The following is a 9,696-nucleotide window of genomic DNA, read 5'->3' as shown; positions in this document are numbered from 1 at the left end:
GGGCGGCGCGCGGGGCCTGACCGGAGCATTGGGGATGGCCGGGCCGCTCGGGCCCGTCCGCCGACCGAACGGGAGCCCTCAATGCCCAGGACCATCAAGATCGCCGTCGTCATCGTCGCGGCCATCGCCGTGATGGCCGCGCCGGTGGCAGCGGAGACGACGACGGAGCCCGAAGCGGCGCGCGTGTCGGGGTCAGGGCAGATCCGCCTCACCTACTGGCCCGATCAGGACGTCCGCGCCTTCACCTTCGACGCGCGTGCCGTCCCGTACTCGGAGCCCAAGCCGGGCGCTCCCGACGGGCTGCCCACCGACGCCCGCGGTACCGTGAAGATCTACCACCACTCCCCGGGTGGGGGATGGACCGTACGGTCGGAGGCCAAGGTCGACTGCCTGCTGACCAGCCCCGGCAACGCCACCCTGACCGCGGTCGTCACCAAGGCGGACGAGCCGATCAAGGACAAGATCGGCCAGCGGCTCGGCTTCAGCGTCCACGACGGCGGCCCCGGCGGCAGGCACGACCGCATGGGCTTCTCCTGGTCGGTCGTCAACGGCGTCGAGAACGGAGAGGGCGGCTGGGAGGAGGGCAAGGTCGGCACCTGCATGGGCCCCGCGGCCTTCGCGCCCGTCACCAAGGGCGCCTACAACGTCAGGCACGCCGACCTGCTGCCGGTCCCCAAGGGCTGACCGGGCGTCAGTGGAGACCGCGCTTGCCGGGCATCCAGAACGGTTTGGCCTTGATCGACTTCCGCGGCCACCCGCGATCGCGCACCAGGTGGTCGCGGACCATCTGGCACGTCCGCGCCTCCCCGGCCACGTAGGCGGCCCCCGCCCCCTCGTGTTCGGGGAGGTCGAGGCGTGACACGGCGTCCAGCATGACCGTGGACGACGCCGCCGGCCTCCCCTCGCGGTGCACGCGGTGCAGCCCGTGCGGACCGGGAAGCGGCGGATCATGCTCCACGGACTCGCTCTCCAGCACCCCGCAGACCCGCGCGGACGCGTCCAGGCCCCGGAGCATCGGCCCGAACGCGACGGACGCGGTCTCTTCGCCGACGAACACGTGGAAGCCGGCGTCCCGGACGAAGAAGTCGCCTTGCGGCCACCAGAACGTCACCGGGTCGCCGGCCCGGACGTCCCGCGCCCACCTGAGCCCGATGCCGTCGCCGTCGTACAGGTGGGCGCGAAGCTCCAGCGCACGCGCGTCCCGGTCGAACTCCCAGATCGTGTAGGTGCGCAGCGTCTCGCCGGGACGCAGCAGCCCGTGCATCGAGAGCGGGTCGTTGATCTGCACCCGGACATGCTGGCCGGGGGCGTAGGGGAACTCGATCGGCCGCCCGGCGACCAGCTTGATCCGCTTCATCGTCGGCGTGACGTGCCCGACATCGGTGACCGTCGCCTCCATGGCGTACTTGCCGACGAGGCTGTTCAGCGGGTTGCGCGCCATGACTTCTACTCCCTCTAAGATTGTTTAGAGACATTAAGGAAGCATAGAAGCCCTAGACTGTCAACGGCACCGATCGGGAAGGACGGACCATGACCTCCAGTCGCCGCGACAGGCTCCGGCAGAGCACCCTGGCGGAGATCCGCGAAGCGGCGCGCACGGTTCTGACCACGAAGGGCTCCGCCGCCGTGACGATCAACGCGGTCGCGCGGGAGGTCGGGATGAGCGGCCCGGCGCTGTACCACTACTTCTCCGGCCACGACGAGCTGGTCCAGGCCGTGACCGCCGACTTCTTCGCGGAACTGGCCGCCGAGATGAGGGCCGCCCGCGACGCCCACGCCGACGGTTCGATAGCCGCGCGCCTCCTGGCCACCTGCCGCGCCATGCGCGGCTGGGCGGTCGCCCACCCGGCCGAGTTCGGCTGGATATTCGCCAGCCCCGTCCCATCCTCGGTCACCCGGACCCCGGACTCCCCGCGCAACCTCGCCGGCCGCGAATTCGAGCACGTCTTCCAGGAGGAGTTCGCGAAGTTGTGGGAGACGAGCCCGTTCCCCGTCCCGGACGACCTGGCGCCCTCCATACGCGACCAACTGCGCGTCTATCGGGACCAGCTCGACGTCAAGCTGCCGGTCGAAGTCCTCTACGTGACCACGTCCTGCTGGATGAGGCTCTACGGGCTCCTGTGCATGGAGGTCCTGAACCAGCTGGACTACGTCTACACCGACATGGAGCCCATCTACGAGGAATGCCTCCGCGACATCGCAGGAATGCTCGGCCTGGCCTACGAGCCCCCGAACTGACCGCCGCTCAGCGGCTCCCGGCCAGGAACCCGAAGAACCATCCGAACGCCATGCACGCCCCGCCGAACGAGACGAGGTCGACGGCGATGGATCCGAGATCGCCCGCGGTCATGTGCCCGCCAATTCACGGATGAGCACGTCAACCGCCCGGTGGACGTCCCGCGCGGGGACGATCGGCCGCCCGTCGGACCAGGTGAACCACCACGTCGACCGGCCGTAGTCGCACCCGACCTCGACCAGCCGCCGCGTCCCGCCGACCCCGACGACGCTCACCCAGGTCACTCCGCGCCGCTCGACCATCCCGCACGCCAGCTCTTGCCGCGCCTGGACGGCGTCCCGAAGCGCGTCCAGGTGCACACGCCGTTCATTGGACGGCGCAGGCCGCTCGGCCGTGTCCGCATGCCCGCCGAACCGCATGCCCATAAAGCTCACCTCTTCTCGTGGGGACGGCGCGGCCGGTAGGCCCGGGGGGACGTCCACCGGCCGCGCCGCGCTTCAAGGGCGATGGCCACCGCGCCACCGCCGGTTCACCGGTTCCTGACCTGCGCCTTTTCGGCCTGCCGGAGCAGCGCGGCCCGCAGCAGCGGCGCGGTGGGGAACATCAGCGTCGGCTCAACACCGACGCGGGGGTCGTGCAAGCTGGCGACCCATTCACCGAGCCGCCCGTCCTGCTTGACGGCCCGCCAGATCCGCCACCCGCCGAAGTCGGCCCGCAGCCGCCCCAACTCCCGCTCGTCCACCTGCATCTGCGTGTTCATCGAGTTCCCTCTGACTCGGCCCGGCTCGCCATTTCGTGTGACCACCCTCACACGCCCGACTACGCTTAGGAATCGACCGAGCACCACCTGCAATGCACCGCAGGCAAGATCATCCGCACTCGCCGCGTGGGTGCGGCCCCCCGGAGGTCGTGATGCCCGCCCGATCCGAGCCCTACGACGGTCCCGCCATCGTCACCTTCGCGAAGGAACTGGAATGGCGTCGAACGCAGTCCGGTCTCAGCAAGAAGGACCTCGCAGAAAAACTCGGCTTCGCCGACTCGTATGTCGGCCAGGTCGAGCTGCGCAAGAACCTCCCGTCCAAAGAATTCGCAGCCGCGCTCGACACCTTCTTTAAGGCGGACGGACTGTTCTGCCGTCTATGGGAGCGAATCAACGAAACGCGACACATCGCCGTCGTGCCCCCGGGATTCCCGGAATACCTGAGCAGCGAGGCGCAAGCGAATTACATCAGGAACTTCAGTCCGACCTTGGTGCCTGGGCTGCTGCAGACGGAGGGGTACGCGCGTACCGTGCTTGGCGCCAATCAGCTTCCCGAGATCGTTGATCGGCTGGTTCAAGAGCGCCTGAAGCGTCAGGAGGTCTTCGTTGGTGAGAATCCGCCCCGCACCTGGTTCATCATGGATGAGATTGTTCTGCGCCGGGTAGTTGGGAATAGTGAAGTCATGCGCGAGCAGCTTTCCCGCATGCTAGAGTTTGCCGAGTTCCCCACCAATATGATCCACATAGTTCCGTTCGATGTTGGTTTTCACGACGGCCTCGGTGGGATGTTCACCATCCTTGGTTTTGAGGACGGTACGAACGTTGTGTACACGGAGTCGGGTGGCGAGGGCATACTCATCGATCAAGCACCTCGTGTCACGAGACACGTCGTACGATATGACCTGGTTCGAGGGCACGCGCTGTCCACCGTGGAGTCGCTGGCCTTGATCAGGGCCGTGCTGGAGGGGCTATGAAGGAGAACGACCCGTCAATCGCCCAATGGCGTACGAGCAGTTATAGCGATCAGCATGGCGGTGAGTGTGTGGAGGTTGCGGGTCTTACGCCTGTGGTGGCCGTGCGTGATTCCAAGGACCCGGACGGTCCGCGCCTGGCGTTCGGCGGTGCGGCGTGGCGGGTGTTCGCCGACCGTGTGAAGACGAGCGAGTTCGACCTGGAGGGGTAGCTGTGAGTGTGTCGGACGCCCTGTGGCGGAAGAGCAGTCGCAGCGCACACCAGGGCGGTGAGTGGACCGCCCCGGGTCGCTCATGTGGTCGCGAAGCAGGCTGGTGTGCTGGAGGACCTGCCGCACCGTGATGCGCTCGCCGTCCGGGACGACGCCGGGCAGGTGCGCGGCCACGGGGTCGTCGAGCCGCAGCCGTCCCTCGTCGACGAGTTGCAGCAGGACGGTCGCGGCGAAGGTCTTGGTGACGCTGCCGATCCGGAAGTACCCGGACGGATCGGCGGGCCGACCCGTCCGGACGTCGGAGACGCCCGCCGCGCCGGACCACTCGGCGCCGCCCGCGGTCCGCACGCGCAGCAGGACGGCCGTGGCCGCCTTGTTCTTCACCAGGTCGTCCAGCGTCTTCTGGACGGCCCATGGGGACGGCCGCCCGCCTCTCCTGCGGAAAACCGCACTCGCGGTGGTGCGGACCTCCTCCGGAGGCGCCGCGGGGGAGCGTCAGCGCGGTCTGTGGTAGACGATGCCGTCGGGGGAGTCGGCGGTCCAGGCGGCCGGGTAGGTCAGGTGGCCGTCGTACGGGCCGACCTTGGTCACCGTGCGGCCGTCTCTGAACACCAGTTGCAGGCCGTGCTCCGGCTCCCAGTCGCATTCGCATTCCAGCGACACGTAGACGTGCCCGTCGCCGGGCGAATCGCGGGCCACCATCGGCTCGTCCCCGAGCAGGATGTGGTCGAGCACATCGTGGGGGCCCTCGATCTCGACGTACCAGTCGTCGTCACCGGCGGCCAGGATGTCGTCCGTGATATCGCGGTAGTAGGCGAAGATCGACGGTGCGGCCGCGGTCAGCGCCGACCGGTCGAGCGCCAGGAACGTTCGGATCGCGGCGTGGAAGTCCTCGGGTGCGGGGTCATCGACATAGCCCTCGACGTTGAAGCGGCGGGGTTCGCCGCCCAGGATCGGCACGGGAACCGGTTCGCTCCGGTACCAGCCCAGGTCGGCGTCCTCGACGAGCGGGCCGAGGCCGGGAATCTGCATGCGGTCAGACTAAGGGGAACCGCCGCCGGACGCTTGTCGGCACGGCCCCGGATTCTTCGTCCATCGCACCTGACTACGAACTGCCGAAGGAGATTCTTTCCGTGACCAGGTCGATCGACATCGACGTCCCGGATGAGTTCGCCGTGTCCTATGGCGCGCACGGAGCCAAGGAGCGAGCATGGATCGCCGAGCTGCCCCGGCTGGGTGGCGAACTCCTGGAGCGCTGGGGGCTGCGGCCTGACGGCCCGCCCGCGTACGGCATGGCCTCGCTGGTCTTGCCCGTGCTTCAGTCCGACGGGACTCCCGCCGTGTTGAAGCTTCAGCAGCTCCGGGAGGAGACCGTCGGCACCGCCACCGGCTTGCGGGCTTGGAACGGCGACGGGATCGTGCGCCTGCTCGACCATGACGAGAACAGCGCCACGCAGTTGCTGGAGCGGTTGGATGCGACCCGGCCCCTGTCTTCGATCGCCGACGACACCACGGCCATCCAGATTCTGGCCGATCTGATGGCACGGCTGACCTCGGTGCCTGCCCCGGCGGGTCTGCGGCGGCTGTCCGACATCGCCGCCGCCATGCTCGACCAGGTCCCGCAGGCGGCGTCGGCACTGCGTGACCCTGCCGAACGGCGGCTGGTGCGCACCTGCGCGTCCGCCGTGGCAGAGCTGATGAGTGAACCCGGCGACCGCCTGCTGCACTGGGATTTGCACTACGACAACGTTCTCGCGGGAGAGCGGGAACCCTGGCTGGCGATCGATCCCGAACCACTGGCCGGCGACCCGGGATTCGAGCTGCTGCCGGCACTGGACAATCGGTGGGACGAGGTCGAGGCCACCGGTGACGTGGCTCGCGCGGTGCTCCGGCGCTTCGACCTGCTGACCGAGGTCCTCGGCCTGGACCGGAACCGAGCGACCGGCTGGACCCTCGGCCGCGTACTCCAGAACGCTCTCTGGGACATCGAAGACGGCAAGGCGGCGCTGGAACCCGCCCAGGTCGCCATCGCCACGGCCCTGCTGCGCCGTTAGGTCCGGCCCGCGTGGCCGTCCCGCGTGGGAGTGAGGCCGAAGAACTCCTCCGCGTCCCCCCGGGCCGCTACCGTCCGCAGAAGGCGTCGGTGACCGTCTTGTCGATCGCCTCGCCGACCTCCGCGAAGGCGAACTCGCGCAGGTTGGCCGAGATGGTGAGGTGCCGCCGCCCGTCCTCGGAGTGCACCGACTGGGTCATGTATCCGTGGAGGCCGCCGTCCTTGCCCCATACCGATATCCCGCAGGGCAGCGGCATCTTCACCATGCCCAGGCCGTCGGTGCTGCCGTTCGGCAGCGGGAACGGCACCGTGGTCTTCATGGCCTTGAGCTGGGCGGGCGGTAGCAGTCTGCCGTCCAGCAGCGCGGCGAAGAACCGGTTGACGTCCGCGGTGGTCGAGATCATCTCGCCGGCCGCCCAGGACCATGACGGGTTGAGCCGGGTGATGTCCACCGGACGGGGCGTGCCGTCCTTGGTGACCTGGATGTAGCCGTGCGCGTGCGGTCCGGGGATCGAGGTCCGTTTCCCGGGCAGCGAGGTGTCGCCGAGCCCCAGCGGCCGGATGATCCTGCGCCGTACCTCCTCGGCGTACGAGCGGCCCGTGACCTTCTCGATGATGAGACCGGCCAGCACGTAGTTGGTGTTGGAGTAGCGCCAGCCGGTACCCGGCGGGAAGGGCGGAGGTAGGCGCACGCCGGCCCGCACCAGGTCACGCGGGGCGTGGTCGACGAACCGCATGCGGTCGAGGAAGTCCTGTCCCTTGAGCGGGAACTTCTGGGTGTCCTCCAGGTATTCGCGGAGTCCGGAGGTGTGGTTGAGCAGCTGCCGTACCGTGATGTTCTCTCCGTTCGGCACCAGGCCGGGCAGGTACCGCTCGACCGGATCGTCCAGCCCGACCTTGCGCTCGGCGACCAGTTGCATCACGACGGTCGCCGTGAAGGTCTTGGTGGTGGAGCCGATCCGGAACAACCCCCGCCGCGGTACCGGCTGCCCGCCCTTCAGCCGGGCCGTGCCGCTGGTGCCGCGCCACGTCCGGTGCCCGCTGATCGCCTCGGCCTGGACGCCGACCGCGCCCGCCGAGACGATCCCGTCCAGCGATCGCTGGAGATCCGTCCGGGTTCCCGCCTGGGCCCCTGCCACCGTTCCGCCGGTGACCGCGGCCGCCGCCGCGAGTGAGAGGAGCGCACGCACGCCGGTCTTCCGCACAAGCATGGAAGTCTCCTGAAGTCGCACGGTTTCTTGTCGTGAAACCGTGCCGTGCCGGCCGCCGCGGCCGCTTCCCCCGCCGGCGTGATCCGTCACCGATCTCTCCCTCGCAGGGGGTAGAGCGATGGCCCGTGGGGCGCGCTGGGGCCCTGTGCTCAGATCCTCGGTCTGAGCACAGGGCCTTTGCGGTGGGCCCGGGTCACAGCCAGGGCCAGGTCGCGCTCCGGCTCGCCTCCAGGAGGGGGATCTGGCGGAACGCCGCGTCCGACAGGCCGCCGAAGGTGTGGCGGTGGCGGTCGCCGGACGGGCCGTGGCCGTACCGGTAGCCGGCCAGGTTCCAGGTGTAGACCGGCACCTCGGCCGGGACCTGACCGGTGGGGTCGGCGCCCCTGTGGCCGCCCCACGCCTGCTCGTCGGTGACGATCACGACGCGGTCGTGGCCGCCGTAGTGCGCGCGGACCGCCTCGGCGGTGTTGGTGCCGCCCAGGCTGTGGAACCGCTCCAGCGCCTTCAGCAGCGACTCGCCGCGGCGGACCTCGACGCGCTGGTGGCTCGTGCCGAACTCGACCAGGTCGGCCGAGGCCGCGCGCAGCGCCAGCGCCGTGCCGAAGACGGCCGCCGAGTCCGCGCGGTCGAGTCCCGACTTCTGCGAGACGCCGCCGAACATGCTGCCGGAGCGGTCGACCAGGACCAGCGTCCGGCCGTCCAGCCGCGGCACGTTGGCCAGCGAGTGGTTCAGCGCCTGCTCCAGCGGCCAGGCCCACCGCAGCGACGGCGCCGCGTTGTGCGCGGCCAGGAACCGGAACGGGAACATGCGTGAACGTGCGATGACCTCGGGGTCGGCGAGCTTGGCCGCGACCCTCTCGGCGACGGCGTCGCTCACGCCCGCCTGGTCGAAGTTCCGCAGGTTCCGGACGAGGGCGAAGATCCCCATGCTCGGGATGATCGCCTCCCATGCCGCCGCGTCCATCGGGCCCTGCAGCCAGCCGGCCAGCGCCTCCCAGGTGATGCCCGCGCGGGCGAGCAGCTCGGGGTGCTCCAGGACCTGGCGCCGTTCGTCCACCGGCATCGACAGCAGCGCGTCGCGGCGGGTGAGGGTCTCCAGCGACTCCGGGATCGGCGTGTCCGGCTGGTGCGGGCGCTTGACCACGTACCCGAAGAGGTCATGCTGCCAGGGGCCCTGGAAGCGGCCCGCCTGCGAACTGCCCTTGCGGTCGCCCGGGTGGGTGAGGTTGAGGACGTCGGCGAAGCCGATGCCCCTGCCCTCGCTGCCCCACTTCACGTAGTTGAACTCGGTGCCCAGGCGCAGGATCGCGTCGCCGATGCCGCGCTTGACCGGCTTGGGGATCGCGCGGCCGTAGGTGCCGATCCAGTAGGCGAGGGCCTCGCCGGGCTCGTCGGCTCGCTGTATGACGCTGGAGACGAGCTGCCGGTTGCCGCCGTGCAGCCCCGCGGCGAGACGCGCCCGGACGGCCTCCAGGGCGGCGACCAGGGACGCCGACCGCATGTTGCCCTCGCCACGCAGCCACGGCAGGAACCCGGCCATCCAGTCGGCGTCGTCGACGGCGACCCGGTGGACGAGGTCACGGAAACGGGCGTCGCGGTCGCCGGCCTGCTCGTAGAAGGTGTTCTCGCCGACCATGTTCGCGACGGCCAGCAGGAAGAGCTCCGAGCGGGCGTCCGACCTCGCGTGGCCGGGTGCGCCCTCGTGGGTGCGGCCGGTCGGGACGTCCTCGGTCTTCACCGGGCTGGACGCGGCGGGACGTACCGCGCCGCGGTTGAACTTCGCCATGAGTGGCTCCTTCCGTCTGGCGGAGGAACCGTTCAGGGTGCCCGAGATCGAAAGTCGGCGACGGTCTGGATTGCCCACTGCTCTACCCGGTTGAGCTACACCGCCCAGAGCGGCGACGGGATTTGAACCCGCAACCTGCGGATTAAGAAGTATCCGTCACCTGCGCACCGGGCACCCTGCGAGAACATCGGTCCCTCCCGAGATCAAGTCGGTGTACGGGTTGCCCACCTGTTCAGGGCGACAGGCCCATGGGGCCTGTAAGGAATTGAACCTCGAAGTAGCCGTTCACCTGCGCACCGGGAGGTGCGTATCGTATTCGGTTGTCTTCAAGGACGCGCCCGAGGTCGAAATCGCCGAAGGTGACGTAGCGCTCTGCCGATTGAGCTACACCGGCCGTGAGGCCGGCGGCGGGACTCGAACCCGCAACCTCTCGAACCCGAATCGAAGTAACCTTCGCCTGCGCACCG

At 69.3% G+C, this 9,696-nt stretch carries 11 protein-coding genes, 1 tRNA gene and 1 pseudogene; 5 read left to right on the top strand and 8 right to left on the bottom strand.

Annotation, left to right across the window (positions count from 1 at the left end; all coding sequences use genetic code 11):
• Positions 1–81 precede the first annotated feature (81 nt).
• Positions 82–684 carry a hypothetical protein gene (locus E1281_RS14650; RefSeq protein ID WP_131878366.1) on the top strand — a complete coding sequence of 201 codons (603 nt, stop codon included), beginning with the start codon at positions 82–84 and terminating at the stop codon, positions 682–684.
• A 7-nt stretch (positions 685–691) separates the two neighbouring features.
• Here E1281_RS14650 and E1281_RS14645 read toward each other — a convergent pair whose 3' ends face one another.
• The gene (locus E1281_RS14645) at positions 692–1,441 is read right to left on the bottom strand and encodes a siderophore-interacting protein (protein ID WP_207943285.1); all 750 of its coding nucleotides are present in this window, start codon (positions 1,439–1,441) and stop codon (positions 692–694) included.
• An 89-nt stretch (positions 1,442–1,530) separates the two neighbouring features.
• On the opposite strand from E1281_RS14645, the gene E1281_RS14640 reads away from it, so the two are divergent.
• The gene (locus E1281_RS14640; RefSeq protein ID WP_131878364.1) at positions 1,531–2,238 is read left to right on the top strand and encodes a TetR/AcrR family transcriptional regulator; all 708 of its coding nucleotides are present in this window, start codon (positions 1,531–1,533) and stop codon (positions 2,236–2,238) included.
• Between the two features lie 108 nt (positions 2,239–2,346).
• On the opposite strand, the gene E1281_RS14635 is transcribed toward E1281_RS14640, so the two are convergent.
• Both E1281_RS14635 and E1281_RS14630 read right to left on the bottom strand, forming a co-directional pair.
• Positions 2,347–2,661 (bottom strand): hypothetical protein, encoded by a 315-nt coding sequence (locus E1281_RS14635; RefSeq protein ID WP_131878362.1) that lies wholly within the window; start codon positions 2,659–2,661, stop codon positions 2,347–2,349.
• Between the two features lie 104 nt (positions 2,662–2,765).
• Positions 2,766–2,996 carry a hypothetical protein gene (locus E1281_RS14630; protein ID WP_131878360.1) on the bottom strand — a complete coding sequence of 77 codons (231 nt, stop codon included), beginning with the start codon at positions 2,994–2,996 and terminating at the stop codon, positions 2,766–2,768.
• A 152-nt stretch (positions 2,997–3,148) separates the two neighbouring features.
• Here E1281_RS14630 and E1281_RS14625 point away from each other — a divergent pair, with 152 nt between their 5' ends.
• The gene (locus E1281_RS14625) at positions 3,149–3,970 is read left to right on the top strand and encodes a helix-turn-helix transcriptional regulator (protein WP_165958933.1); all 822 of its coding nucleotides are present in this window, start codon (positions 3,149–3,151) and stop codon (positions 3,968–3,970) included.
• Positions 3,967–4,179: a DUF397 domain-containing protein gene (locus tag E1281_RS14620; protein WP_207943284.1), complete on the top strand. Its 213-nt coding sequence runs from the start codon at positions 3,967–3,969 to the stop codon at positions 4,177–4,179. Before E1281_RS14625 ends, E1281_RS14620 begins: the two co-directional genes overlap by 4 nt.
• A gap of 90 nt (positions 4,180–4,269) precedes the next feature.
• On the opposite strand, the pseudogene E1281_RS41885 reads toward E1281_RS14620, so the two are convergent.
• Together E1281_RS41885 and E1281_RS14610 are read right to left on the bottom strand one after the other, a co-directional pair.
• Positions 4,270–4,575 (bottom strand): annotated as a pseudogene (locus E1281_RS41885) (serine hydrolase domain-containing protein); the annotation flags it as partial.
• A 99-nt stretch (positions 4,576–4,674) separates the two neighbouring features.
• Positions 4,675–5,211, bottom strand: coding sequence for a hypothetical protein (locus E1281_RS14610; protein ID WP_131878356.1), 537 nt, complete (start codon positions 5,209–5,211; stop codon positions 4,675–4,677).
• A gap of 101 nt (positions 5,212–5,312) precedes the next feature.
• Here E1281_RS14610 and E1281_RS14605 point away from each other — a divergent pair, with 101 nt between their 5' ends.
• The gene (locus E1281_RS14605; protein ID WP_131878354.1) at positions 5,313–6,233 is read left to right on the top strand and encodes an aminoglycoside phosphotransferase family protein; all 921 of its coding nucleotides are present in this window, start codon (positions 5,313–5,315) and stop codon (positions 6,231–6,233) included.
• Positions 6,234–6,300: 67 nt separating this feature from the next.
• On the opposite strand, the gene E1281_RS14600 is transcribed toward E1281_RS14605, so the two are convergent.
• The 3 genes from E1281_RS14600 to E1281_RS40255 form a co-directional block, all read right to left on the bottom strand.
• Positions 6,301–7,443: a serine hydrolase domain-containing protein gene (locus E1281_RS14600; RefSeq protein ID WP_131878352.1), complete on the bottom strand. Its 1,143-nt coding sequence runs from the start codon at positions 7,441–7,443 to the stop codon at positions 6,301–6,303.
• Between the two features lie 193 nt (positions 7,444–7,636).
• On the bottom strand, positions 7,637–9,229 hold the full coding sequence (locus E1281_RS14595) for a TROVE domain-containing protein (protein ID WP_131878350.1): 1,593 nt from the start codon (positions 9,227–9,229) through the stop codon (positions 7,637–7,639).
• 399 nt (positions 9,230–9,628) lie between these two features.
• Positions 9,629–9,690, bottom strand: a tRNA-Ser gene (locus E1281_RS40255).
• Positions 9,691–9,696: the final 6 nt, after the last annotated feature.

Source organism: Actinomadura sp. KC345 (genome assembly GCF_004348515.1).
Lineage (GTDB): Bacteria > Actinomycetota > Actinomycetes > Streptosporangiales > Streptosporangiaceae > Spirillospora.
This window is presented reverse-complemented; position numbering and strand designations above follow the sequence as displayed.

Excerpts from the sequence above, each read along its gene's own strand:
- E1281_RS14600 (WP_131878352.1), bottom strand. The coding sequence starts at position 7,443 with ATGCTTGTGCGGAAGACCGGCGTGCGTGCGCTCCTCTCACTCGCGGCG.
- E1281_RS14620 (WP_207943284.1), top strand. The coding sequence starts at position 3,967 with ATGAAGGAGAACGACCCGTCAATCGCCCAATGGCGTACGAGCAGTTAT.
- E1281_RS14630 (WP_131878360.1), bottom strand. The coding sequence starts at position 2,996 with ATGAACACGCAGATGCAGGTGGACGAGCGGGAGTTGGGGCGGCTGCGG.
- E1281_RS14645 (WP_207943285.1), bottom strand. The coding sequence starts at position 1,441 with ATGGCGCGCAACCCGCTGAACAGCCTCGTCGGCAAGTACGCCATGGAG.
- E1281_RS14625 (WP_165958933.1), top strand. The coding sequence starts at position 3,149 with ATGCCCGCCCGATCCGAGCCCTACGACGGTCCCGCCATCGTCACCTTC.
- E1281_RS14650 (WP_131878366.1), top strand. The coding sequence starts at position 82 with ATGCCCAGGACCATCAAGATCGCCGTCGTCATCGTCGCGGCCATCGCC.
- E1281_RS14610 (WP_131878356.1), bottom strand. The coding sequence starts at position 5,211 with ATGCAGATTCCCGGCCTCGGCCCGCTCGTCGAGGACGCCGACCTGGGC.
- E1281_RS14595 (WP_131878350.1), bottom strand. The coding sequence starts at position 9,229 with ATGGCGAAGTTCAACCGCGGCGCGGTACGTCCCGCCGCGTCCAGCCCG.
- E1281_RS14635 (WP_131878362.1), bottom strand. The coding sequence starts at position 2,661 with ATGGGCATGCGGTTCGGCGGGCATGCGGACACGGCCGAGCGGCCTGCG.
- E1281_RS14640 (WP_131878364.1), top strand. The coding sequence starts at position 1,531 with ATGACCTCCAGTCGCCGCGACAGGCTCCGGCAGAGCACCCTGGCGGAG.